Origin of the sequence: Flavobacterium sp. 245 (genome assembly GCF_004362055.1) — a bacterium.
Taxonomy (GTDB): domain Bacteria; phylum Bacteroidota; class Bacteroidia; order Flavobacteriales; family Flavobacteriaceae; genus Flavobacterium.
This window is the reverse complement of the sequence record NZ_SNXB01000002.1, coordinates 440,736-466,418: the sequence shown is the minus strand read 5'-3', so window position 1 is coordinate 466,418 and position 25,683 is coordinate 440,736. Positions and strand designations below refer to the sequence as shown.

The following is a 25,683-nucleotide window of genomic DNA, read 5'->3' as shown; positions in this document are numbered from 1 at the left end:
AAAAGAAAGATTATATGAAATATATTTTAAATAAAAAGTATTGGGTACCCATCGCATTTATTGGGATGATGGTTTTTAGTATGCTGTTTACTGCCTGCGACAATAGTGACGGCGCCAGTAAACAAATAGTAATAAGCAAAGTATTTCTGGAAGATGTAAATTCATCTGTTCCCGACAGAGAAGTGAGTTTTGCCCGACTAGGACAGACATTGCGTATTGAAGGTTCGGGATTTACAGGATTAAGAAAAGTATTTATAAACGGATATTCAACGTATTTTAATGTTGTTTTTGTTTCTGATAACTCAATGATTATCAGTGTTTCTGCTGATACGCCAACAATTGAAGCAGATCCTGGTGTCAGAAATACAATTCGTTTTGTAAATGATAATACCGAAACAACATTCGCTTTTGATATTCGTTCAGGAAAACCGGTTATTAATGGAATTTCAAACACAATGCCTAATCCAGGAGAAATTATTCATGTTTTGGGTTCTGGTTTGACAGAAATTAAAAAAGTGGTTTTCCCTGGAAATGTTACCGTAACAACAGGAATTGTTTCTGATCCAGATGGTGAGTTCTTTACAGTTGCAATGCCAAACGGAGTTTCAGATATTGGAGGTTCATTATTTGTTGAAGGTTCAAATGGAGGCGTTTATTCTCCGGCATGTTTTAACTTCAAAAAAGGATTGCTTCTTAATTTTGATGGACAAGGACAACACGGATATTGGGGAACAAGCACAAGCATGATTCAGCCAGCAGATTTAGAATCCGCTGCAGTTGGAACTGAAAATGTTTCACAAGGAAAATATGTGCCACATCGCCCAGCTCGTATTGCTTCTTTTGAGGCTGGAAAGAACCGTCTTTCAGAAGTTTGGACTGCAGGAAACGGAGTAGATAACTGGAGAGCACAATTAACGCCATATATTCCGGCAAGTACGCCTCTAGATAAAGTAGCGCTTCAATTTGAAATGTATGTTCCTGAAATATGGAAAGAGACAGGATTCTTGAAAATTTGTATGATCAACAATTTTAATGGTGGAGAATGGACAGGAGCTTGCTACAATTATGTTCCTTGGATTATTGACGGAAAAGCATCAGAAATTAAAAGTACAGGCTGGAGAACGGTAACGATTCCGTTAAATAAATTCTATGCTTGGTCGAAAGAACCTTTTACTTTCGAAACTGTTTTGGCTTTTCGCGAAGCAGCAACATATCAAAACTTCGGAATGTATTTCGAAAACTCTAATGTTAAGCTTCAAGATGTTACAGGAACTGCAAGTGAAGTAGAATTTGCTGCAAAAGCAACCTCTGTAAAAGTGTATACAGACAACTGGAGAATAGTTTCTTTAAACACACCAGTTTATAACGATTTTAACTAAAAAAGCATCAAAATGAAATATAAAAATATACTTCCAATAGCTGCCTTGTCCTTAATGCTTTTGTCATCTTGCGATGATAATTTAATGGACTGGGAAAAGGATCCGGAGCATGGCGCTGTAACTGGCGCAGAGCTTCCATTAGAATTAGTTGAAAAAATTAGCCGTTACGAGCCATTAAAAAACTACACCAATTTCGTTCTAGGAAACGGAATTGGAGCAGATTTGTATATGAGCGATGCAGCTTACCGCAAAATTGTAAATGAAAATTTTGACGAAGTGACACCGGGATATGCTATGAAACATGGTGCAATGGTAAACTCAAAAGGAGAAATAAATTTTGCTACAATTGATGCCTTTATTGCCGAAACAAAGAAAGCAGGATTAAAAGTTTTTGGTCATACTTTAGTTTGGCATTCAAATCAAAATGCAAGTTATTTGAACAGTATAATTGCACCAACAGTAATTCCGGGTTCAAGCGGGACTAACATTCTGGACATTGCAGGTTTAAAAAGCGGTGCTTTTACAAACTGGGCAAGAAATAATCCTGGAAAAGGAATTTCGGTGGTTGCAAATTCTGGACTTACAAGCACTTCACAGGCAGTACAATTGCAGTCAAGCGCAACATCTTCAGCGGCATATAGTCTACAGTTGACTTCGCCAAATGTTCCAATTGTTGCAAATCACAATTATGAAATTTCATTTTATATAAAATCGGATGTTGCTGGAAAAGGCCGACTTTCTTTTAATGCATCTTTGACAAATCAATATCCATATAAAGATTGGTACGCCACAGGAGGATCATGGACAGAAGCTTTTGCCACAACTTCATCTTGGCAACAAGTTAAAATTAAATTAGCTCCAGGTGATTTTAAAGCAGGAAGTACAACTTTTCAGTTTAATATCGATTTGGGTTATTTGCCAAATGTGACATATTTAATTGATGTGAATACATTAGCGGTTGTTGATTTAGATGCGCCTGTAGGAGTTGCGAACTTGGTTGCTAATGGCAAATTTAATACAGATCTTACTGGATGGGCTCAATACAATCCTTCTGGAGTTGTCGCATTGAGTCTTGCTGGTGTTGCAAATTCATACGAAGGAAATGGTGCTATGAAAGTAGTAAATGCCACAAGCGATGCAGCAAATCAATGGAAAACACAGATTCATGCTGATTTTACTTCGACACTGGTTCTAGACAAAGATTATACAATTTCTTATATGATTCGTTCAGATGCAACAGGTTCTGTACGTTGTTCTACAACTGGTACAACTGCTCATTATCAAGGAGATCAGGCAACTTCACCAACATGGAAACTTGTTGAATGGAAGTTTAAGGGTAATGGAACAGAAACTGGATTAAATTTTGATTTAGGAGGAGTTGCAGGAACATATTATATCGACAATGTGGTAGTTTCTGACGGAACTTCAAGTGGAGGAGCAACTCCACCAGTTAATATCGATAAAACTGATGCTGAGAAGACAAAAATCATTGGTGATGCAATGGCAGATTGGATTTCTAAAATGATGAATCACTATAAAACAAGTGTTTTTGCTTGGGATGTTGTGAATGAACCAATGAAAGAAGACGGTACCTTAAGAAACGGAACTGAAGGTGACACTGCAACAGATTATTTTTCATGGATTAAATATTTAGGGAAAGATTACGCTGTAACTGCTTTTAAATTAGCTCGTACAAACGGAAATGCTACCGATAAACTTTTCATTAATGACTATAATCTTGAGTCAAGATTAGACAAATGTGACGGTTTAATTGAGTATGTAAAATATATTGAAAGCAAAGGAGCAACAGTTGACGGAATTGGAACTCAAATGCACATTTCGCTGACAACTGATAAGGATAAAATTGTTCAGATGTTCCAAAAATTGGCTGCAAGCGGTAAATTGATTAAAATTTCTGAACTGGACATCAGATTAGGTACTGCTACGCCAACAGTTGAACAACAAGCTTCTCAGGCTGCAATGTATCAATACGTTATTGACATGTACAAAAAACATATTCCGCCGGCGCAACAATACGGGATTACAATTTGGGGTGTTTCAGATAGCGTAAAAGAGCACGAATTCTGGCTTCCAAATGAGTCTCCAAACCTTTGGGATGCAAATTATGTCCGTAAACATGCTTACAAAGGAACTGCAGATGGTCTTGCAGGAAAAGATGTAAGTGCTGGATTCTCTGGTGAATTAGTAAAGAAGTAATAGTTTTTATTTCAAAATAATCCATGACACAAATTCCATTTCGGGTTTGTGCATGGATTATTTGTTTTCTTAAATTTTTTAAAACAATCAGGATGCTATATTTTCTAAAAAAGAGATTTTTTCTGCTTTTTGTACTGTTTATACAGTTTGGGTTTTCTCAGGAAAAAATTCCGAGTCTTCAAAAAAAAGGAAATAGAATACAGTTAATCGTCAACGGAAAGCCGTTTATAATTCGAGGAGGAGAATTAGGAAATTCTTCAGCAACTACAATGGAAATTATGGAACCTATTTGGTCCAAACTGACCGATATGAATTTGAATACCGTTCTCACGCCAATTTATTGGGAATTGATCGAGAAGGAGGAAGGCAAATTCGACTTTTCTTTGGTTGATGATTTAATTGTAAGAGCCAGAAATGAGAATTTAAAACTAGTATTTCTTTGGTTTGGTTCTTGGAAAAACAGCATGTCAAGTCACGCACCAGAATGGGTAAAGTTAAATCAGAAGAAATACCCAAGAATTAAAGATGATAAAGGCAAAAGCCATGAAATCCTGACACCTTTCAGTGAAAATAATCTAACAGCCGATTTGAATGCTTTTCAAAAACTAATGAAACACATCAAAGATTTTGATCAAAAGCAACAGACCGTAATCATGATTCAGGTTGAAAATGAAATCGGAATGCTGCCAACTGCGAGAGATTATTGTTCGCTGGCAAATGAAGCATTTCAGAAAGAAATTCCAGCGGAATTGTTAAAATACCTACAACAAAATAAAGACAAATTAGTTCCAGAATTTTTGGAAATATGGAAAAAAAATGGTTTTAAAACCAAAGGAAACTGGGAAGAAGTCTTTGGAAAAGGAATTCAGACCGATGAAATTTTTATGGCTTGGTATTTTTCAGCGTTTACCAATAAAGTTGCGAAATCTGGAAAAAATATTTATCCTTTGCCAATGTTTGTAAATGCTGCTTTGAATGCACCCGAGAAAAAACCGGGCGAATACCCAAGCGCGGGGCCACTGCCACATCTTATGGATGTTTGGAAAGCAGGCGGATCATCAATTGATTTTCTTTCTCCAGATTTTTATAATCCTAATTTTAAGCATTGGAATGATTTGTTTACACGTCAAGGCGATCCTTTGTTTATTCCAGAACATCGTTTTGATACTAGTGCGCCGTTCAAAGGTTTATATGCAATTGGTCATTATGAAGCAATTGGTTTTTCGCCTTTTTCTATTGAATCTGTTACCGATGCAAAAAAAGAACCGCTTGGAAAAATATATGAATTAGTACAACAGTTAACGCCGATTATTGAAGCAAATAAAGGACAAGGAAGAATTGATGGCGTTTTATTGGATAAAGAAAATCAGTCGCAAATTATTCAGTTAGGAAATTATGAATTTACGTTCAAACATGATTATACTTTAAATTGGTCAGATGGTGCTAAAGAAGCAGTTTGGCCAATGACAAGCGCCATTATAATTGAAATTGCTCCAGATGAATTCTATATTTCCGGCTCTGGAATTGTAGTTACTTTTAAGCTTTTAAAAAATAAAGAACTAAACGCAGGAATCTTAAAAACAGATCAAGGAATTTTTGAAAACGGAGTCTGGAAAACCATTAGGCACTTCAACGGAGATCAAACACATCAAGGCCGACATGTAAGAATTGCCGTTGATGATTATGAAATCCAGAAGGTAAAATTGTATTCTTATGAATAAATTTTATGGGGCAAAGGGACAAAGGTTCAGAGGAACAGAGGTTCAGAGCAACAGAGGTTTCTAAACTTTATCCATAAAGCAAACCCGACAAGTTTTAAAAACCTGTCGGGTTTATGGTTTAATGGCTAAAAACCTTTGTCCCTTTGTTCCTCTGAACCTTTGTCCCTTTTGCAACTAATCTAAAGAAAAAGAAGTTTTATCAATTGCAGAAAGTGTCAATGCAGCTGCAAAACTGGTAAAAACAGAATAGTCTAATGGTGCTTTAATAGAAATTGAAAAAGTCATCGTCAAGGCAAAAAGCAACATTAAGCCAGCTGTTCCAAGAGCGGCATATTTGGTTTTAAAACCAATAATTAAAAACAGGCCAAAACTAATTTCGAAAAAAGTGGCTAATGCACCCAAGATTCCAGCTACAGATTTGCTCGCAAAAGAATTAAGTGTTTGGGTATAAGCAATAAAATTATTCCAATTTCCCCACGCTACTCCTGGTGCTCCTGGTGCGCCCCAAAAGCCAAAACGGTCAGCAACTGCAGAAAGCATGGTTATCCCTAAAAAGATTCTTAAAATAAAACCGGCATTTGATAATGATATGTTTTTCATTTTGGACAATTTTTATGTAAAGTAAAAAGATGTTGGGTAAATTAAGAAGCAAAACCATTTTCTTTATCTTTAAAAGCCCATTCTGCCATTGCATGAATTACAGGCATCAAACCATTACCGGCTGGGCTCAAGCGGTAAGTTACAAAAGGAGGAACGACAGGTTTAGCTTCTCTGATAACGAGATTATCAGCTTCAAGCTGTTTTAGATGCTGGATGAGCATTTTCTCGCTTACGGCAGGAATAGCTCTTTTTAATTCGCTATAGCGTCTGCTTCCTCCTGAAAGATGATAAAGAATAATAGGTTTCCAATACCCTCCAATTTTTTCCATTACATAAGTAACAGGGCATTTTTCTAAGGCGTACTGTTTATTTTCCTGAATTGTTGAAGATTCTTTAATTGCTGTCATAGTGCATACTTTAGGGTAAGTACTTGTGTAAAAGTAAGTACAAATATACCTTTGTTTCAGATAATAAAAAAATATACAGTCATGAAAATTACAATATCAGGTTCGTTAGGGAACATCGGGAAACCATTAGCCAAAAAACTTATTGATGCGGGACATCAGGTAACAGTAATCACCAGCAATTCAGATCGAAGCGAAGCAATCGAAGCCTTAGGAGCAACAGCAGCAATAGGCTCTGTCAGTGATGCTGTTTTTTTACAGAAAACATTCGAAGGAGAAGATGCGATTTTTGCAATGACACCGCCAAACATGGGAGGCAATAATGTTATAGCAAATACTACAGATGCCGGCCATGCTTTTGCTAAAGCAATTGCTGGTGCTCAAATTAATAGGGTTGTAATGTTGAGCAGTATTGGAGCTGACTTGCCAAATGGTACTGGTCCTATTGCAGGACTTTATAACATTGAAAAAATATATGAAAAATTAGAAAATTCGTCGGTAACGTTCTTACGAGCTGGATTTTTCTATACTAATTTTTATAATGATGTTCCAATGATAAAGGGCGCCGGAATTATGGGAGCTAATTATCCTGCATCAACTTTGATTCCTTATGTGCATCCAGCAGATATCGCAACTGCGGTCGCAGAGGAATTAATGAAAGCAGGATCAGGAAAAAATATTCGTTATATTGTAAGTGATGTGCGTACGCCAGGTGAGGTTGCAAAAATATTGGGTACCACAATTGAAAAGCCAGAATTGCCATGGATTGAATTTACTGATGAACAATCTTTAAACGGAATGATTCAGGCTGGATTGCCAGAAGAATTTGCAGGTTTGTATACTGAAATGGGAACAGGCTTGAGAAGCGGAGCAATTGCCGAGGATTTTCTGAAAAATAAAACTGCTGTCGACGGAAAAATCAAATTGGAAGATTTTGCAAGAGAGTTTGCTTCGAATTTCTAAAAATTAAAAAAATCCAAAACGAAAAATCACTATTTATAGAGGTTTTTTCTGTTTTAAGACTTGCTATTTGTGCCACAGGATTTTTTTTTGATAGTAGCCTTGAAAATAAAATAAGGATTATTTAATGAAGATATTTTTTATTAGCCAGTTTCCAAATTTTAATTTTTTTGAGCAATAAAAAATGGGCAGAAATTATGCTGCCCATTTTTTATTTTTTTGATTTGATTCTTATTTCAATGTAGTTTTAATTACAATTGCAGCTTGCTGAATAGCAGTTTGAATGGCTGGAACATTTGAAATTGGATTTAAAAGTCCGTAATCGTGAATCAATCCGTTGTATCTTGTCAAGGTTACAGGAACTCCAGCTTCGTTTAATTTTCTGGCATAAGCTTCACCTTCATCTCTTAAAACATCATTTTCAGCAGTTTGAACTAAAGCAGGAGGCAAATCTTTAAGTTCTGCTAAACTAGCTTGAAGTGGAGAAGCGTATTTTTCAGTTCTTTTTGAAGTTTCTGGCAGGTAATTATCCCAAAACCATTTCATCATATTTTTAGTCAAGAAACGTCCGTTTGCATATAAATTATAAGATTCAGTTTCAAAATTAGCATCGGTTACGGGCCAAAGTAACACTTGAAGTTTAATATGCGGCCCTTTTTTATCTTTTGCCATCAAAGTAATTGAAGCGGCCATATTACCTCCAACGCTGTTTCCAACAACGGCAAGGTTTTTACCGTCAACGCCAATTTCTTTTCCATTTTCGGCTACCCATTGTGTGGCGGCATAAATTTCATTTATTGCAACAGGATATTTGGCTTCTGGAGAAGGGGTGTAGTCAGGAAAAACTGCAACAGCACCACTTTCAACAACAAGATCTCTTACTAATCTTCTATGAGTTGGGTAATCGCCCAAAACCCAGCCACCACCGTGAATAAAGATAAATACCGGAGCATTTGCTTTTGCGCCTTTTGGTTTTGTAATATGAATTTTTACTTTTAAACCGTTTTGTGAAATTACTTTTTCTGATTCTTCAATACCAGAATAATCAACTTCAACTGATTTTTGTGCACCAACTAAAACGTTGCGAGCGTCAGTAACAGCTAATTGTTCAAGGGGTTTTCCGTCACCTGAATTTAATGCGTTTAAAAAGCCTCTGACTTCTGTAAATATTTCCGGGTCATTTTGTCCTTTATAAGGTCTTTCTTGTGCTGATGCAACTGTATTTGCAATTAACAATGCTGCAATAAATAAACTCTGTTGTAATACTTTAATAGTTTTCATATCTTTTATCTTTTTAATTGTTTATAATTTGATAGGACAAAGATATGGCGGTTGTAAAGCTCTAAAAATAGATAAAAGTCTATTCTAATTGTACATTTTTCCCTTGAAGGTATTTTTTCTTGAAATTTGAAGGAGTGTCGCCAACTTTATTGGTAAAAAGTCGGTTAAAATAGGCCGGATCTTCATATCCAAGCTGATAAGCAATCTCTTTTACGCTTAATGAAGAATAGCCCAAAAGCCGTTTTGCTTCGAGAATAATTCGGTCTTTAATAATATCATTTGGTTGCTGAAGTTCTAATCGATTGAATTTGTTAGAAAGTGTTTTTGGAGCAACACCAAGAATGTCAGCATAATCGGCAACAGTATGTTTGGTTCTGAAATGAATTTCAACCAATCGGCTGAAGTCTCTGAAGAAATCCATTTCTTTTGAAGGTTCATCATTCAAGACTCCTAACTGCTGTATTTTCCAAATTCGGGTTGCTTTTATAATCAGCTGTTTTAAATACGTTCGGATCATTTCTTCCTGAGAAGAATCGGGTGAATCAAATTCCTGCTGCAATTGTGCGTAGATCCCATCAATAAATAAAACCTCTTTTTCAGGCAAAGCAGTCATTGGCATTTCAAAAATATTATTGAATAATAATCCGTCGCAGGCCACTTCGGCATCATGAATTTGTACACAATAAAAATCGCGGTTATAATACATAAAATAACCTTGCTTTTTTCCTTCTTTGTCAATTTGCAGATACTGATTGCTGTTGATAAAAAATAGGGAAGGACTGGAAGTTTGATAATGCTTAAAATCTATTGTAATAGAATATCCTTCAGGAAGATAAAGGACTTTAATATATGATTTGTACAAATCTCCATTAATTTCTTCAATAAAATCTTCATTCAAGGCAAAGAAGCCCAGCTTTTTATAATTAGATTCAAAAAATTTATGGTTAAGCATTGGCGAAGTTGTTTTTTATTTTTAATTCTTTGTTTTGGATGAAAGTTCCAAAATGTTTTTGCTGATAATATTTTTATCCGAAACAGTTTTAGCCAGTTTAAGAGCGGTTTCAAAATGATGAAGTGCTTTTAAATTGTCACTATCGGTATATAAATTCCCAAGCAGCGAATAATAGAAATGATTATCAGTCAAATTTAACTTTTCTGCTTCAATTACAGCTTCTTGTTTGCCAATAACTTTTGATAAGGCAAAAGTTCTGTTTAAAGCCACAATTGGAGAATATTCTAGAATAATCAAATGATTATACAATTCCAGAATATGTTTCCATTTTTCCAAAGTATCACTTTTCAATGTGTGCCAATAAGCGATTCCGGCTTCAAGATGGTATTTTGAAAGTATATTTCCAACAGAAGATTTACCCAAAAAATAAGTGCCACGATCAATTAATTCTTGGTTCCAGAGCGTTTCATCCTGATCTTGATACAAAATAACTTCACCGCTTTCTGAGGTACGTGCATCAAATCGGGACGAGTGAAAACACATCAGCGCCATTAAAGCATTTGCCTCGGGAATATTAGTTGTTTTATTCTGAATCAATAAATAGGTCAAGCGCATGGCTTCGGCACATAAATCTTTGCGAAGCGTGGTATTTTGTGAAGTGGAGTAGTAGCCTTCAGAATAAAGAAGATAAATGGTTTTCAAAACCGTATCAATTCTTTCCGAGATTTCAGTTGAACTCGGGCTTTGAATTTTAATATTTTCCTCTTTAAGTTTTTCTTTGGCGCGATTTATACGTTTGTAAATCACTTCTTTATTTGACAGAAAAGCATCGGAGATTTCGCTTATTCCAAATCCGCACAATAAATTCAATGCCAATGCAATTTGCGCTTCATTTGAATTACAAGGATTACAGACAGCAAAAATCATCGCCAGCTGACTATCGGCAATATTTTGTTCTGATAAGTCAATTTCGATTTCCGGATTATGCAGCTGCGCATTGTATTTGATTTCAGAGACAATTTTTTTTTCGAAAATATCAGTTCTCTTAAAATGATTTTTGGTTTTATTTTTTGCAACTTTATAAAGCCAGGCTGTCGGATTTTCTGGAATTCCCTTTATAGCCCAAGCTTCAGAAGCCGCCAAGAAAGTGTCGCTCACAATATCTTCGGCAATTTCAATATGATGAATGCCAAACAGACTGCAAAGCACCGAAACAATCTTTTGATATTCGGTTCTGAATAAATTGGGTATAAGTTCTTTATTTTCCAAATTTTTTGAGTTTTGAATTGTAGGGTGGGAAAAGAAGCAAGATGCAAGATGCAAGAAGCAAGATGCAAGAAAAAATTAAGAATTAAAAAAACTCAAATTTTAGATATTTCCTCTTTCTTCTTTCTTTTTTCTTCTTTCTTTTTTCTTCTTTCCTCTTTCCTCTTTCTTCTTTCCTCTTTCTTCTTTCCTCTTTCTTCTTTCCTCTTGCTTCTTGCTTCTTGCTTCTTGCTTCTTGCTTCTTGCTTCTAAACTATTTAAACCGCCATTCTAATCTCGACATTACCTCCAAAATCTAGAACTGGACAGCCTTGGGCAATCGTCGCCGCTTCGTCATAATCTTTGGCTTTGATAACGATTAATCCGCCAATAGATTCTTTGATTTCAACAAAAGGTCCGTCTGTGATTCCTTTATTGGAAGTGACCAGTTTTCCTTTTCCGTCCCAGCGTTGTAAAGGCCTTGCCAGTTTATCTTGCGCTGCCAATCCTCCAAACCAGTTTTGCCATTGCTGTAAATGCTGTTGCAATTCTTCTGGTGAAGGCTGCAGTTCTTTTGTAGAAAAATCTCTTCTGAAAATTAATATGAATTCATTCATTTTGATACATTTTAGTGTTTTATAAAAAGAAGCAGTAACTCGTTGTTCTCAAAGTTTGTCATTCCGAGGAACGATGAATCTCCGCTAACACTCGTGCCTTCGTTCCTCGGAATGACAAGATTGTGAAGACTATGTTTGTTTAAAACAAGTGAAACGCCTTTTTGAGAATACAAAATCTATGTTTCTATGTGTTAAAATTAATTTTGTACAATGTTTAATGTTATAAATTTAGTGTTTTTACCAAAAATAAAAACAGCTCGGATTATTTATCCAAATTGCCCAACTCTGTATGCGCCAGGAGTGTTAGCAAAAGCAATATTAATACGGTTCCAGATGTTGATGGCCCCTATAGCAAGCGTAAGATCAATTAATTCTTCTTCAGAAAATGAAGCTTTTGCAATATTGTAAACTTCATCAGGAACATCACACGCATTTACAGCTTCTGCATAAGCAAGCGCTGCTCTTTCGCGCTCAGTAAAATAGGGAGTTTCTCTCCAAGCACTTAAACCAAACAAACGTTGTGTTGTTTCGCCATTTGCAATTGCTTCTTTTGAATGCATGTCTAAACAGTACGCACAATTATTAATTTGTGATACTCTAAAATCTACTAATTCTAAAAGAGATTTTTCAAGTCCTGATTTTTTCAAATAACCGCTTACGCCAAATAATGTTGAGATTGCTTTTTGACCTTTTTCGAATACATTAATTCTAGTTTCCATTTTGTATAAATTTTAATTGTTTATACTCTAATGACAACTGAAGTTTCATAATTGGACAATTTTTTGAAAAAAAAATAAAAAAAGTAAAAACCTTCTATTTTGGGCTTATTTGAAGGTGTTCCAATGTTTTTCCGACCAAAGTTTTTTCTCCCACGGATTGGAATCCGAGGTTTAAATAAAGTTTTTTTGCATTTGGATTATCCTCTTCAACCAATAAACCTAAAGTCTGATTGTTTTTGGCAACAAATTCTTCAATCAAAAACGTAAGTAATTTTGAACCAATACCTTTTCCTTGATGTTTTGGATTGACACCTAAGGAATCAATATAAAATTCACCGGCTTTTGTTTCTAATTCAGGATCAAATTCTGGATTAAAATGAGTTCGGACATATTCAATAATCGGATTTCGTAAAGCTTTTAAATCAGCGCCATTATAAATATCAACGGCTCCAATTATTTCATTATCAGCTTCAGCAACAAAACAATTTTGATACGAATATTGATTGTTTTCTTTTCCGATGAAATACTGGAGGAAATTTTTCGCGACAGCATAATCATCTTTTTTAATAAACTTATAAATGATATCCTCCATTGCCAGTAATAGTATTGGCGCAATTTGTTCAGAGTCGGAAATTTTGGCTTTTCTGATATTCATTTTGAGAAAGTTAGATTTAGCAAATTTAAGGCTTTATTTAAACACATAGAAACATAGCTTTACTTTGTCTGTAAAAGGTGTTTCACTTGTTTAAACAAAAAACATAGCGTAAAACTTTATAAAAGTTCTTCGCAAAGAAATATGCAAAGCTATGAGTAAAAAAACTAAAGAATTTGTACAGATTAAGGCTTTATTTAAACACATAGAAACATAGCTTTACTTTGTCTGTAAAAGGCGTTTCTCTTGTTTAAACAAAAACATAGCGTAAAATTTATGAAAGTTCTTCGCAAAGAAACGCGCAAAACTATATGTGAGAAAACGAGTTTTTTTTAAAATTCACCTTTTTCGGCGCATAAGAATCTATGTTTCTATGTGTTTAAAAAAAACTGAAGAATTTGTACAGATATTGGATAAAAATATACCAGTTCAATAGTTCAAACGGCTCGTATCTTTGTTATTGTATTTTAATTAAAAATTAAATAAAAATGAAAGCAATAGGATTTAAAACATCATTAAACATAGAAGAAAAGGAAAGTTTTATAGAATTTGAAGCTGTAAAACCTGTGCCCGGAGTACATGATTTATTAGTGAAAATTGAAGCGATTTCAGTAAATCCAGTCGATTTTAAGATTCGTCAGAGCAGTGCAAAAGATACCGTCCTTGAAACGCCAAAAATCATTGGCTGGGATGCCGTTGGAATTGTACAGGCAGTTGGAGAAAAAGTAACTTTGTTTGAAGTGGGCGATCTGGTTTATTATGCCGGAGATATTACAAGGCAAGGAAGCAATGCTGAATATCAAATTATTGATGAAAGAATTGTAGGAAGAAAACCAAAATCATTAAGTATTGAAGAAGCAGCGGTGATTCCGTTAACGGCTTTGACAGCTTGGGAAATTTTGTTTGACCGAATCAGAATTAATGCTGAAAAAGACAAAGGAAAATCAATTTTAATTATTGGAGGCGCTGGTGGAGTAGGTTCAATTGCGATTCAATTGGCCAAAAAAATTGCAGGATTAACAGTTATTGCAACAGCGTCGCGTCCTGAAACTATTGATTGGTGCAAAAAACAAGGAGCTGATTATGTTGTGGATCATAAAAACTTGATTGGATCAGTTAAAGAAGCTGGTTTTGAAACAGTTGATTTTATTTTGGATTTTGTCGATACAAATGCGTATTGGGATACGATGGCAGAACTGATTAAGCCTCAAGGACATATTGCGTCGATTACAGGAAGCAGTGAACCAGTTGCACTTAACAAACTCAAAAGTAAAAGTGTTTCATTTTCTTGGGAATTGATGTACACGCGCTCGATGTTTCAGACTGAAGATATGATTGAACAGCATCATATTTTAAATAAAGTTGCCGATTTATTAGATGAAGGTATTTTAAAAACAACTTTAAATCAAACCTTAATCGGACTTACAGCCGACAATTTGAAAAAAGCACATCAGCTTTTAGAATCGGGGAGAACGATTGGAAAAATTGCTATTAAGTTTTAATTTTTTAGCATAAAAAAAGCGAGATAATTCAAAAGAATCGTCTCGCTTTTTCAATTAAAATCAGAAATCAAATTAACCGTGAGCTGCGACAGAAACGTCTGCCCATTCTTCCCAGGTTTTTATCTTTTGTTCATAGGTTTGTTTGGCGAATGGCAAGGCTACCTTTCCTAAAAATAGGCGTAGAGGAGGATTTTCGGCTTCGACTAATTTAATGATAGCCGGAACAGTAGCGCTTGTTTTTCCGAAAGTATCAGGATCATGTCCTTCTGTAATTGCTTTTTTGATTCCGTCATAAGCATCGATGCTTTCGCTAATGATTCCATTACCCCAGATATCGGTAACATAACCGTTTGGCTCAACCAAAGTAACGTTAATTCCGAATTGTTTTACTTCTGAAGCAAGCGTTTCAGTAAGACCTTCAACGGCAAATTTTGAAGCGTTGTATAAACCAATTATTGGTAGCGTAGCGATTCCTAAAATAGAAGAAACCTGAATAATATGGCCACTTTGTTGTTTTCTCATAATCGGTAAAACGGCTTGTGTTAACCAAAGCGTACCAAAGAAATTGGTTTCGAATTGTGCTCTAGCTTCTTGTTCTGAAGCTTCTTCTACGGCTCCGTTTAAAGCGTAACCCGCATTGTTGATCAGGATATCTATTGTCCCGAAATGCTGTTGTACTTTTTCTACTACTTCAAATGACTCTGAACGGTTGTTTACATCTAGTTTAAGAGGTAAAATTGCCTCACCGTATTGTGCTTTTAAATCGGCTAGGGTATCAATATTTCTGGCTGTTGCAGCTACCTTGTATCCTTTTGCTAAAAATGCTTCTGTCCAGGCTCTTCCGAATCCTTTTGACGCTCCTGAAATTAAAATTGTTTTTGACATGTTTTCTAATTGTTAATCGTTAATGATGAGTTATAAATTGTTATTTGTAAAATATGAGTTGTGAATCTTATTTTATGACCAATCGGTCATTTTTTTGATAAAAAAAATTAGAGGCTGTTTTCCTCTATTATATTTTTGAGGGTTTTAGCAATGATTTTCATTTTATCGTTATTGCCTGACATTCTTGCAATTAAGTGTCCGCCTTCCATCATGGCAAACATGATCAGTGCAAATTCCTCGGCGTTCCAGTTTGGTTTAAATTCACCGTTGGCTATTCCTTTGTTGACGCTGCTGGCTAATAATTGTTGATTGGCATTACAGCCTTTATTAATCTTTTCTTTTACAATAGGGTTGGTGTCGTCCGCTTCAGTTCCGAAATTCAATAACGGACAGCCTCCTGTTAAGGGCGGATTCACGGCATTACTAAAAAAATCGATATAAGTAAATAATTCTTCTTTTGCTGTTTTGCTTTTACTGACTTCAGAAACCAGTTTATCGCCTAATATTTTCATATTATGATCAACCGCAGCGCAGGCCAGAACTTCTTTATTTTCAAAATGAACGTACATGCTTCCTTTAGACAATTTAGTAGCCTCCATAATATCGCTCATAGAAGTTGCTGCAATCCCTTTTGTATTAAAAATAGGTGCTGCTTTTTCGATGATAAATTGTCTGGTTTCTTCTCCCTTTGCCATGATAGCTTTTATTTACGGTACAAATATATGACCGATTGGTCATATATGCAAATTTTTTATGATTTATTTGTGAAATGGCACGCAATCATTCGCGAATACGTGGCTATTTAATCGTATAGAAACTAATCCTTAAATCTGTGCAATCTGTGGTAAAAAGTTAATGATCAGAAAGAATAACATTTGTTTTTGGCTTTTTAGATTTGCTCATTACCAGCAATAATAGGGGAAGTGTGAGCACAAAAAATAAGCCTACAAAAAGAAATGCATCTCTATAGCTCAATAAAGAAGATTGTCTCATCACTATATTTTCCATTAATTTCAGTGCTTTTGATCTTGCTTCATTATAAGCAAAACCGCGATGTTGAAAATAATTAATGTACCCATTCAGTCGATTCATTGCTTTTACATTATCTAAAGTTACGTTTGAAATCAAAACATTGCGGTGTTCGGCAAAACGATGTGCGATATAGGTGTTTATTATCGATACGCCAAAAGAACCTCCTAATTGACGCATCATATTATTTAGCGCTGCTCCTTGGCCAACATCTTTATCATCAAGTGAGGAAACTGCAAGCATTGTAAGCGGAACCGTTAATAAAGCCATACCTAAAGCGCGAAAAACAAGCGCTGTTGCTACTTCAAAAGCACTAGTGTCTAAGGTTATTTCAGACATTCTCCAATTAAAATAAATGAATAACATAAATCCTGCTGCAATAATAATAACCGGCGAAACACCTTTTTGCAGTAAAGTACCGCAGAGTTTTAAGGCAACAAGCGCAAATAATGCACCCGGAAGAAGCAGTAAACCAGTTTGATAAGGAGAAAAGCTTAGAAGGCGCTGTGCCACAACCGGACTGATATAAATAGAAATAAACATTCCGAATCCGGTTACAAATGTCAGAATAGCTGCAATACTCAAGGATTTGCTTTTAAGAACTTTAAGATTTACAACAGGTTTATCAACTGTCAATTCCCAATAAATAAAGGTTAATAAAGCAATTGTTGCAATAATAGTTAGAACAATAATATAGCGGGTTTCAAACCAATCTTCGACTTCACCTCGTTCTAAAACAGTTTGAAGCGCGCCAACTCCAATCGCTAATAATGCAATGCCAATCCAATCAACTTTTGCGATTTCGGGTTCTACAGGCGGTTCTTTTAGCAGAAAAAAGCAGGAAATAGCAACCAGAATTCCTATCGGAATATTAATCAAAAAGATCCAAGGCCAATCGTAGTTTTCGGTAATATATCCACCAAGCGTTGGTCCAATTGTCGGCCCAATAAAAATACCGGCTCCAAAAATAGCACCTGCGGTTGATTGTTTGTCTTTTGGAAAAAGTTCAAATACAACAACCTGTGAAATCGAGAGCAAAGCTCCACCACCAATTCCCTGGAAAAACCTGAAAAAAACAAGCATCCAAATATTTGATGAATGTCCGCACATGAAAGAACAGAACGTAAATAGAATTACAGAACCAATATAATAATTGCGTCGCCCCAGATTAGCGCTTAAAAAACTCGTAATCGGAATGATAATGACATTGGCGATGGCGTATGCCGTAATTACCCAAGAAGTATCTTCCAGCGTTGCGCCCAGATTACCGCTCATATGCGAAAGTGCAACATTGACAATCGAAATATCAATAAGCTCCATAATCGCAGCCAAAATGACGGTGATTATTAAAAGTTTGCGTTGTAATGGATTCATAATATTTAATTATACCAATTGGTATATTTTTGATTAAAAAAAAGCAATAGTTATTTTTTCAAGTTTGATTTTCAACCCAAAACTTGAAACTTGAAACCTGAAACCTGAAACTAAAAACCTATAATTCTTGCTTAACAATATTAGTTTTAAAAAGATTAGAATATGCCGTAGCAATCAATCGGGTTTGAGGTTCATTCCAAATTTCGCATTGTGCATTCACAAACTGTCTCCCTTTTTTGATTATAGAAGTTCTGGCTATAATAGTATCGCCAACACGAGCGGGAGCGAAATAATCGACATTTAAATTTATGGTGGTATAAAAGTTTTCTTCATTTAAGGAGAACATCGTCGCACCAATACAATCATCAGCAATAGCAGCGATAACGCCGCCGTGAAGTGATTTTACCGGATTTGACATTTCTTCTCTAACAAGATATTGAAAAGTAACACTGCCATCTTCAGCAGCTAAAACTATTGGTCGCATCCAAAGCATAAAAGGCGATGGAGATGCTGTAAATTCTCTGTCAATGTGATTTTGTAGTACTTGTAATCGTGTCATTTTATTTGAGTTATGAGTTATGAGTTATGAGTTTTGAGTTTTGAGTTATGAGTTTTGTGTAGGCTAACTTTCAACTCATAATTCAAAACTCATAATTTATAATTAAAATAATACCTATTGGTATATTTTTGATTTAAAAAAAAAGCAATAATTTCTAGTATTGCTTTTATTCTAAGTCTTCTATGATTTTAGTTACGGAGCACATTACATTCGATAAATCTTTTAAATTTCCGGTTAGTTTGCTGATCATTACTGAACCTTCAATTAAAGCGATTATAGTTAATGCAGTTCTTTCGGTGTCAATTGATTTTGCTTTGAATTCCCCGTTAAGGATTCCCTGATCAATGAAATAAATGATTTTTTCTTTCCAATAAGTGAGTGTTCTTTCGGCATATTTTTTCAGAATCGGATGCGTATCATCAGATTCTGTTGCAGTATTCAAAATAGGACAGCCGCCTTTGGTAACTTTTAAATTAGCATATTGAGAATAAAGCTTTGGATACGCTAATAATTTGCCTTTAAAAGTAGTTTCCTTATCAATTTCTCTTGAAAAAGCATCCTGAAGTTTTTTGACATTGAATTTAAAAGCCGCAATAGCAACTTCATCTTTATTTTCGAAATTGCCATAAATACTTCCTTTTGTAAGTCCGGTAGCGTCCGTAATATCACTCATAGAGGTGCCGCTGTAGCCTTTCATGTTAAAGATGGGTGCGGTTTGTTCGATAATAAACTGTTTGGTTCTCTCTGCTTTGCTCATGATAAAAATCATTTTGATACTGCAAATATATACCAATCGGTATTATTTTTAAACATTTTTTTGATTTATTTTAAATGAGCAGGAAAAGACAATTTATCAAAAAAATATAAGCTAAATTATTGGGCAGTAAAAGTCAGATAATCAAAATTCATATTACCATTTGAAACAATATGCAATCGCAATAGTTGTTTTCCTTTTTGGAGTTTAATCGTTCCGATATTTTCAGAACTGTTCCAATGGTGCCATTGTCTCCAATCTACAGGATCTTTGTCATCATGAGTCGAAGTAATTTTCATGTTTCCGGTTGCATCTTTTCCGTTTACATCAATACTGATTTCTCCATCGCCGTTTGCAGTATACAACAAACCAATTTTATAGGTTCCTGCTTTTTTGACTTCGACAGTATAATTAATCCATTCAGTCGGTACTGTCCAGCCTACATAAAGCTGTCCAATACTTCTTTTGACTTTATTAAAAGGATTATTGTCAATATCATCTGCTTTAGAATACGAAATATCTACACCTTCGTTTATTCTGAATTCATTCAGCGGATTTCCATTTACCGGATTCAGTTTTCCGCTGCCGTTATTGACCGCATCGGTGTCGTGATAAGCAATACCTTCACCTCCTTGATCATAAAGTTCGCATTCAACTTTACCCGGAATTTGTTGCGGTTTTAATGCTTTTGAAGTTTGTGCGATAGAGGCTGAACAACTCATTAAAACAATAGTCAATGTTAAAAGTGCTTTCATAGAATTGGATTTATTATTGAACTTATAAAGTTGCAATTAAATGCGCTGGTAATTTTTGATTCTTTTCCTTTTATCCAAAGAAAATATTCAATATCGGCATCCGTTGAATTCATTACATATCTCGGAATAACGCCCGAATTTTTAAGATTGCGTGCAAAACATTTAAAAAGCGGTAAAACTCAGGAATAAAAAAATCATTTCTCGGCCGCGGTTTGGCTGTTTTTGATATGATTTCGATGTGAAATTCCCCATTTAATCATTTCAGAAATTATGGGTCCAAATGACTGACAATACGATGTAGATTCATAAAGAATTGGTACTAAGGCATCACGGTCTTCGGTTCTTTTTACCAAATTATTCAGCTCCATATCTTTTAATTCTTTGGATAACATTCGAGAAGTAATGCCCGGAATACTTTCCTTGATGTCTTTAAAACGATTGTTTCCGTTACAAATAGAATTAATTATAGGAAGTTTCCATTTTCCTCCCAAAACATATATGGTATCCTGAAGTGCCTGAAACTCTTCTTTTTGATTTCTTGCCATAATTTTTTAAACCTTATAAGTTCTATAAGATAATTTTAGTTTTTGTATAAATCTTGCAAAGTCATTTTAATTCTTTATTCCAATGACTATCGGAAGTCGTATTAACAAAAGTATAAAAGAAATCATAAAAAGGAAAAAATATTTTTATTTATGTATTTAACTACGTAGTTTTGTGTTATAAAATTTTTAGAAAAATGAAACCTATAATTATTCCAATAGATAACAAGCACGAAAATGCCATTGCCGATTTAATATTAAACATTCAGATAAAAGAATTTAATGTACCGATTACAAGAGAAGATCAGCCTGATTTATTCAATATTCAGAATTTTTATTATGCTGGAGGTGGCGGATTCTGGGGCGCTTTTATTAATGATGAAGTAGTGGGAACGATAGCTTTGGTTAAGTTTGATGAAAATGCTGGAGCAATAAGAAAGATGTTTGTAAAGAAAGAATTTAGAGGAAAAGAATTCTCGATTGCGCAGAAACTTCTTGAGACTTTGATAGCCTATTGTAGAGAAAACAGAATCGATGATTTATATTTGGGAACCGTTTCGATTTTAGAAGCGGCATTGCGATTTTATGAAAAGAATGATTTTGTGCGAATTGAAAAAGAATCACTTCCAGAGAAATTTCCTTTAATGACTCCGGATAATGTTTTCTGCCATTTAACTTTAAAGAAATAAAGATGAATATTATAGATGAATCAGGAATTTTAGCTATTTCGACACGATTACAGCGTTTAAGCGAGCAATTGCGAAAGGACGGCGCATTAGTTTATAAATCATACGGAATTGATTTTGAACCCAAATGGTTTCCGGTTATTTACACGCTTCATTATAAAGAAACGTTGAGTGTGGTCGAAATTGCCAATGAAATCGGCTATACGCATCCATCAACAATAAGTCTGCTTAAAGAACTTGAAAAACAAAAACTGATTCGCTCTAAAAAAGACAAAGTTGACGAACGCAAAAGGCTTATTCAGCTTACAGCAAAAGGGCAGGAGCTGATTGCGCAAATGAAACCCGTTTGGGAAGTCATGAAAAGTGCTTTATCCGAAATTACAACCAACCAAAACAACCTACTTAAAGCTATTGAAGAAGCCGAAAATAAAATTTTGCATCAAAGTTTTTTACAACGGGCTTTGCAGTTAAAGAGTGAAGGAGAGAAATAATAGCAAAAGCGATCTTTTTAGGATCGCTTTTTTATATATAATTGGTTTAGAAAATGATAATCAGGATAATGTGATAAAGTTCGATATGCTCCAAAAACTACTCCATTCAAATTCACCACACTCCCCAAATACCGATATTCATATGTACGATAAAGTGTATGTTTCTGGTTTTGAAAATTTGCTGTTTTTGTAAAACTTTAACATCTTCTAAATTTTAGTTTATAAGATAAATTGATATTTATGTATCTTTATAAAATAAAATTATAATCATGACCATTCAGCAGTTAAAATATATTGTGGCTTTAGACGAAGAACGTCATTTTGCAAGAGCCGCTGAAGTTTGTATGGTAACACAGCCTGGACTTACAATTCAGCTAAAAAATCTGGAAGAAGAAATTGGAATTAAGATTTTTGACCGAAATAAAGTACCGCTCACACCAACGATATTAGGAATTGAAATTATCAATAAGGCCAAAAAAATTCTGCGTGAAGTTGATGAGATTCGGAATTTTGTGATAAACGAAAAAAATCTTCTTGAAGGAGAACTGAAACTCGGAATTATTTCGACTTTGTCACCTTATCTAATTCCGCTATTTATTCAGGCAATGAAAGAAGTAGCTCCAAAAGTGCATTTCATTATTAAAGAAGCCTATACCGGACAATTGATGAAGGATTTAGAAACCGGTGCCATTGACGTTGCGATTATGGCGACACCAACCGGAAGTCCCAATTTAATAGAGCATGTTATTTTTAAAGAACCTTTTGTAGCTTATTTGAATCAGGCGCATCCTTTGGCAAATGAGGAATTTTATGAGCTTCAGCCCACTGATAAAACCGAATTATTACTGCTTCACCACGAATATTGCTACAACGCACAGCTTTTAGATATCTGCGGATTAAAAACGTCAGATAAAATAAAAGAGCAGTTTACCTACGACATCAATTCGATCGAAACTTTAAAAAATTTGGTTCGCGCGCATTTGGGATTTGCTATTATTCCGCAATTGTCTATTTTAAACGAAGCGCAATCACCACTTTTTAAACCTTTTAAAGAACCTATTCCAGTAAGGGAAATCAGTTTAGTAGTTTCCGATTCGTTTTCTAAGAAACTTTTGCTCGAAAAAATGAACGAAGCCATCTGGAACTGCCTGCCAGATTCATTAAAAAAAGACTTCGCCTACAAAAAAATACGCTGGAACGATTCGCCTTATTTTGTGAAAGCGGTAAGCAAGTTTATGTAGTACTATTTTGAGTTTTTAAACACATAGAAACATAGCTTTTCTTTGTGCAGAAAGGCGTTTCACTTGTTTTTTACACACATAGTTATGTGTGCGCAATCTTGTCATTTCGAACGAGAAATCCTCGCAAGTAGCTCCGCACAGAATGTTTCCAATCTTTGTAGAGTTTCTCGCGGGGATTTACTTCGTCTATTCGCTAGCGCTCGAGTCTCCTCCGTCGAAATACCAAGCTTATATTGAATTGATAATTAATAATTATTTTTTAGATGCTTCAATAATTACATTAGCGACTTTCTGTGGCTGCGAAATAAAAACCACATGGCTTCCTTTTATTTCAGTGATTTTAGTATTTGAACGTTTGTACATAGCGCGTTCAATATCAGGATTAATGCTTTTATCTTCAGTGGCTACAATTCCGTATGATGGTTTAGTTTTCCAAGCCGCTTTTGTGATTGGTGTACCAAAACCGTTTGCATAGAAAGCACCTTGCGAAGCAAACATAAAATCAGCATCTTCTTTGCTTAAATCACCCGCAAAACCAGCGTGGAATTTCGCTTTATCATAATAAGCAATCCCTTTGTCATCTGGAGGCAATACACCATTTTCAGGAGCTGGAGGAGCAGTTTGCAACCATTGAATAGAATTTTCTCCACTGTCAGGCTGTAAAGCAGCTACATAAACCAAAGCGGCAACTTTAGGATGATTTCCGGCTTCAGTAATTACCGTTCCGCCCCAAGAATGTCCCACTAAAATAGTTGGCCCGTCTTGTTTGTCTAAAGCTAAATTTGTTGCTCTAACATCATCTGCCAAAGAGCTTAACGGATTTTGAACGATGGTTACATTATACCCTTTTTTGGTCAAAATCTGATATAAGCCTTTCCATCCAGAACCATCTGCGAAAGCGCCGTGTACCAATACTACGTTTTTAATTTGAGGTGGAGTCTGCGCGTTTACTGTTGAAGTAAATACCAAACCAAAGATTATTGCTGCGAATGCTAAATAACTTTTAATTGTTTTCATTTTTATTAAATTTTAGATTATTGATTTTAATTGTTGTGTTGTTTATTTGAAAGGTCAACACAATCTTGTCATTTCGACCGAGGAGAAATCTTCGCAAGTTGCTCCGTCAGGTATGTCGCCAATCTTTGTAGAGTTTCTCGTGGAGATTCCTCGTTCCTCGGAATGACAAGATTGTGTTGAAATTATTGTTATTAGAAATTAATTTAATGTAACAGCTAAAGTAATTTCAGTATTCAATAACTTAGAAATTGGACAAATTTCTTTTGCTTTTTGAGCTGCTTTTTGAAAATCTTCTTCAGAGATTCCAGGAACTTTTCCAGTAAGTTCTAACTGAATTAAAGTAATAGTTCCGTCTTCAAAAGTTACTTTAGCCACTGTATCTAAATCTTCTGGAACAAATCCTGCTTCAGATAATAAAAAGCTCAATTGCATTGTAAAACAGCCTGAATGTGCTGCTGCGATTAATTCTTCAGGATTAGTTCCTACACCTTGCTCAAAACGAGTCTTAAATGATAATTGCGCATTATCTAAAGTTGTGCTTTGTGTACTAATGGTTCCTTTTCCTTCCATTCCTGTACCTTTCCAGTTTGCGTTTGCTCTTCTTGTAAATTTCATGATTTCTATATTTTAAATTATTTTTTAAGATGATCAAATCATTTCTTTGATTTTGATGAGACAAAGGTATAGGGAAGGTATTTATTAATCAAATTAATAATTTTTATTGTTTATAAAATTTATTTATAATTATTGAGATTACAGCCTTTTAATTATGTAAACCATCAATACTGCTTTTAAATAAAAAGCAAGTTATTTTTTAATCCAGTATACTCCATGATACCATCAAAAAAGCAACCTCTTTTCTAATCTAACTTTGTCCCATTAATTTTAAAACATAAAATAATGGACAATTTAAAAGATAAAGTAGCCGTAATTACAGGCGGAAACAGCGGTATTGGTTATGCCACAGCAAAACAATTAAAAGAGCAGGGAGCAACGGTTGTTATTACCGGAAGACGAAAAGAAGCAATTGAAAAAGCAGCACTAGAATTGGGCGTTACAGCAATTACGGCAGATCAATCAAGTGTTTCTGATATTGAAAGTTTGGCATCAAAAGTAAAAGAAGATTTTGGTCAAGTCGATATTCTTTTTATCAATGCCGGAATTACAGACAAAGGAACAATTGAGCAAGCTACAGAAGCTTTATTTGATAGTATAATCAATATTAATTTTAAAGGAGCTTATTTTACCTTAAGCAAATTTATACCAATTTTAAAGGACGGTGCATCAGTTGTGTTCCTTTCTTCTAATACTGCAAACATGAGCTATGCAGGCACCTCAATTTATTCGTCTGGTAAAACTGCTCTTAATGCAGTTGTGAAAATTGCTGCTTTGGAGTTAGCTTCAAAAAAAATCAGAGTAAATTCAGTTAGCCCAGGCCCAACGGAAACGGAAATAATGAAAAAGATAGGTTTAAATGAAGAAGAAGTTAAAACACTTATGGATGCAATTGTAGATAATATTCCACTAAAACAAATGGGAAAATCAGAAGATGTTGCTAAAATGGTTTCGTATTTAAGCAGTGACGCAGCAAAATTCATCACCGGAGCTGATTTTATTATGGATGGAGGAATGGTTTTGGCTTAATTTAGTTTGTTTCAGGTTTCAAGTTTCAAATTGGAAAGTTGATGATTTAACCGCAAAGGGCGCTAGGTTTGCGTAATCCCGAAGCCTCGGAACGCTAATTTTTTTTAATCTCGCAAAGTCGCGAAGTTGCAAAGTTTTTTTGTTTTACGCAGAATCTGCGGAAGAGAATCATTTTAATCCTTTCAATCTGTGGCAAAAAAAAATACGCAAAGGTCGCAAAGTTATTACACACATAGCTTTGCGATCTTTGCGTTTTTATAAAGCCTCAAGAGCCAAACCTTTGCGTGCTTTGCGGTTAAATCACCAGCATTCAAAAACTCATAATTCATAACTCATAATTCATAACTCATAATTCATAACTCATAACTCATAATTCATAACTCATAACTCATAACTCATAATTCATAATTCATAACTCCTAACCCCAAGCCTGTCCAGTTCACCTCAAACTTCGTCC

Annotated in this window: 26 protein-coding genes; 9 read left to right on the top strand and 17 right to left on the bottom strand. The window is 34.9% G+C overall.

All coding sequences use genetic code 11. From position 1 onward, the window contains the following. Nucleotides 1-14: 14 nt before the first annotated feature. From EV145_RS05320 to EV145_RS05310, 3 genes are all read left to right on the top strand, one after another. On the top strand, nt 15-1,379 hold the full coding sequence (locus EV145_RS05320; protein WP_133524180.1) for a glycan-binding surface protein: 1,365 nt from the start codon (nt 15-17) through the stop codon (nt 1,377-1,379). 12 nt (nt 1,380-1,391) lie between these two features. Then, nucleotides 1,392-3,596 carry an endo-1,4-beta-xylanase gene (locus tag EV145_RS05315; protein WP_133524179.1) on the top strand — a complete coding sequence of 735 codons (2,205 nt, stop codon included), beginning with the start codon at nt 1,392-1,394 and terminating at the stop codon, nt 3,594-3,596. 92 nt (nt 3,597-3,688) lie between these two features. After that, a complete protein-coding gene (locus tag EV145_RS05310; RefSeq protein ID WP_133524178.1) occupies nt 3,689-5,317 on the top strand; it encodes a DUF5597 domain-containing protein in 1,629 nt (542 codons plus the stop codon). Between the two features lie 174 nt (nt 5,318-5,491). Here the strand turns inward: EV145_RS05310 and EV145_RS05305 are convergent, their stop codons facing one another. Further along, a complete protein-coding gene (locus EV145_RS05305) occupies nt 5,492-5,917 on the bottom strand; it encodes a DoxX family membrane protein (RefSeq protein WP_133524177.1) in 426 nt (141 codons plus the stop codon). A gap of 41 nt (nt 5,918-5,958) precedes the next feature. Beyond that, on the bottom strand, nt 5,959-6,324 hold the full coding sequence (locus EV145_RS05300; RefSeq protein ID WP_133524176.1) for a winged helix-turn-helix transcriptional regulator: 366 nt from the start codon (nt 6,322-6,324) through the stop codon (nt 5,959-5,961). An 81-nt stretch (nt 6,325-6,405) separates the two neighbouring features. Between EV145_RS05300 and EV145_RS05295 the strand changes: the two genes are divergently transcribed. Next, complete coding sequence (locus EV145_RS05295) at nt 6,406-7,284, top strand: SDR family oxidoreductase (RefSeq protein ID WP_133524175.1); 879 nt, start codon at nt 6,406-6,408, stop codon at nt 7,282-7,284. A gap of 228 nt (nt 7,285-7,512) precedes the next feature. On the opposite strand, the gene EV145_RS05290 is transcribed toward EV145_RS05295, so the two are convergent. The 6 genes from EV145_RS05290 to EV145_RS05265 all read right to left on the bottom strand — a co-directional run bounded on the left by EV145_RS05290 (nt 7,513) and on the right by EV145_RS05265 (nt 12,750). After that, nucleotides 7,513-8,562 (bottom strand): alpha/beta hydrolase, encoded by a 1,050-nt coding sequence (locus EV145_RS05290; RefSeq protein ID WP_208110895.1) that lies wholly within the window; start codon nt 8,560-8,562, stop codon nt 7,513-7,515. 79 nt (nt 8,563-8,641) lie between these two features. Next, nucleotides 8,642-9,514 carry a helix-turn-helix domain-containing protein gene (locus EV145_RS05285; protein WP_133524174.1) on the bottom strand — a complete coding sequence of 291 codons (873 nt, stop codon included), beginning with the start codon at nt 9,512-9,514 and terminating at the stop codon, nt 8,642-8,644. Nucleotides 9,515-9,535: 21 nt separating this feature from the next. After that, entirely contained in the window at nt 9,536-10,783 is a 1,248-nt protein-coding gene (locus EV145_RS05280) for an RNA polymerase sigma factor (RefSeq protein WP_133524173.1), read from the bottom strand. Nucleotides 10,784-11,037: 254 nt separating this feature from the next. Continuing rightward, entirely contained in the window at nt 11,038-11,376 is a 339-nt protein-coding gene (locus tag EV145_RS05275) for a YciI family protein (RefSeq protein ID WP_133524172.1), read from the bottom strand. A gap of 266 nt (nt 11,377-11,642) precedes the next feature. Continuing rightward, nucleotides 11,643-12,095 (bottom strand): carboxymuconolactone decarboxylase family protein, encoded by a 453-nt coding sequence (locus EV145_RS05270; protein WP_133524171.1) that lies wholly within the window; start codon nt 12,093-12,095, stop codon nt 11,643-11,645. 94 nt (nt 12,096-12,189) lie between these two features. After that, nucleotides 12,190-12,750: a GNAT family N-acetyltransferase gene (locus tag EV145_RS05265; protein WP_133524170.1), complete on the bottom strand. Its 561-nt coding sequence runs from the start codon at nt 12,748-12,750 to the stop codon at nt 12,190-12,192. Nucleotides 12,751-13,235: 485 nt separating this feature from the next. Here EV145_RS05265 and EV145_RS05260 point away from each other — a divergent pair, with 485 nt between their 5' ends. Then, nucleotides 13,236-14,249 carry a zinc-binding alcohol dehydrogenase family protein gene (locus EV145_RS05260; protein ID WP_133524169.1) on the top strand — a complete coding sequence of 338 codons (1,014 nt, stop codon included), beginning with the start codon at nt 13,236-13,238 and terminating at the stop codon, nt 14,247-14,249. A gap of 72 nt (nt 14,250-14,321) precedes the next feature. Here the strand turns inward: EV145_RS05260 and EV145_RS05255 are convergent, their stop codons facing one another. The 7 genes from EV145_RS05255 to EV145_RS05225 form a co-directional block, all read right to left on the bottom strand. After that, entirely contained in the window at nt 14,322-15,134 is an 813-nt protein-coding gene (locus EV145_RS05255) for an SDR family NAD(P)-dependent oxidoreductase (protein WP_133524168.1), read from the bottom strand. 107 nt (nt 15,135-15,241) lie between these two features. Then, a complete protein-coding gene (locus EV145_RS05250; protein ID WP_133524167.1) occupies nt 15,242-15,829 on the bottom strand; it encodes a TetR/AcrR family transcriptional regulator in 588 nt (195 codons plus the stop codon). 157 nt (nt 15,830-15,986) lie between these two features. Next, on the bottom strand, nt 15,987-17,537 hold the full coding sequence (locus tag EV145_RS05245) for a DHA2 family efflux MFS transporter permease subunit (protein ID WP_133524166.1): 1,551 nt from the start codon (nt 17,535-17,537) through the stop codon (nt 15,987-15,989). Between the two features lie 118 nt (nt 17,538-17,655). After that, complete coding sequence (locus EV145_RS05240; protein WP_133524165.1) at nt 17,656-18,096, bottom strand: PaaI family thioesterase; 441 nt, start codon at nt 18,094-18,096, stop codon at nt 17,656-17,658. 166 nt (nt 18,097-18,262) lie between these two features. Then, nucleotides 18,263-18,853 carry a TetR/AcrR family transcriptional regulator gene (locus EV145_RS05235; protein WP_133524164.1) on the bottom strand — a complete coding sequence of 197 codons (591 nt, stop codon included), beginning with the start codon at nt 18,851-18,853 and terminating at the stop codon, nt 18,263-18,265. 116 nt (nt 18,854-18,969) lie between these two features. Beyond that, the gene (locus EV145_RS05230) at nt 18,970-19,605 is read right to left on the bottom strand and encodes a hypothetical protein (RefSeq protein ID WP_208110894.1); all 636 of its coding nucleotides are present in this window, start codon (nt 19,603-19,605) and stop codon (nt 18,970-18,972) included. A 194-nt stretch (nt 19,606-19,799) separates the two neighbouring features. Then, nucleotides 19,800-20,150 carry a winged helix-turn-helix transcriptional regulator gene (locus EV145_RS05225; RefSeq protein WP_133524163.1) on the bottom strand — a complete coding sequence of 117 codons (351 nt, stop codon included), beginning with the start codon at nt 20,148-20,150 and terminating at the stop codon, nt 19,800-19,802. Between the two features lie 194 nt (nt 20,151-20,344). Here EV145_RS05225 and EV145_RS05220 point away from each other — a divergent pair, with 194 nt between their 5' ends. From EV145_RS05220 to EV145_RS05210, 3 genes are all read left to right on the top strand, one after another. Then, entirely contained in the window at nt 20,345-20,836 is a 492-nt protein-coding gene (locus EV145_RS05220; RefSeq protein WP_133524162.1) for a GNAT family N-acetyltransferase, read from the top strand. 2 nt (nt 20,837-20,838) lie between these two features. After that, nucleotides 20,839-21,324, top strand: a complete 486-nt coding sequence (locus EV145_RS05215; RefSeq protein ID WP_133524161.1) for a MarR family winged helix-turn-helix transcriptional regulator — start codon at nt 20,839-20,841, stop codon at nt 21,322-21,324. Between the two features lie 269 nt (nt 21,325-21,593). Beyond that, nucleotides 21,594-22,565, top strand: a complete 972-nt coding sequence (locus EV145_RS05210) for a hydrogen peroxide-inducible genes activator (protein WP_133524160.1) — start codon at nt 21,594-21,596, stop codon at nt 22,563-22,565. A 252-nt stretch (nt 22,566-22,817) separates the two neighbouring features. Here the strand turns inward: EV145_RS05210 and EV145_RS05205 are convergent, their stop codons facing one another. Then, nucleotides 22,818-23,582 (bottom strand): alpha/beta hydrolase, encoded by a 765-nt coding sequence (locus EV145_RS05205; RefSeq protein WP_133524159.1) that lies wholly within the window; start codon nt 23,580-23,582, stop codon nt 22,818-22,820. 198 nt (nt 23,583-23,780) lie between these two features. Then, nucleotides 23,781-24,197, bottom strand: coding sequence for an OsmC family protein (locus EV145_RS05200; protein WP_133524158.1), 417 nt, complete (start codon nt 24,195-24,197; stop codon nt 23,781-23,783). A 285-nt stretch (nt 24,198-24,482) separates the two neighbouring features. Between EV145_RS05200 and EV145_RS05195 the strand changes: the two genes are divergently transcribed. Then, on the top strand, nt 24,483-25,226 hold the full coding sequence (locus EV145_RS05195; protein WP_133524157.1) for an SDR family oxidoreductase: 744 nt from the start codon (nt 24,483-24,485) through the stop codon (nt 25,224-25,226). The last annotated feature ends 457 nt before the right edge of the window (nt 25,227-25,683 follow it).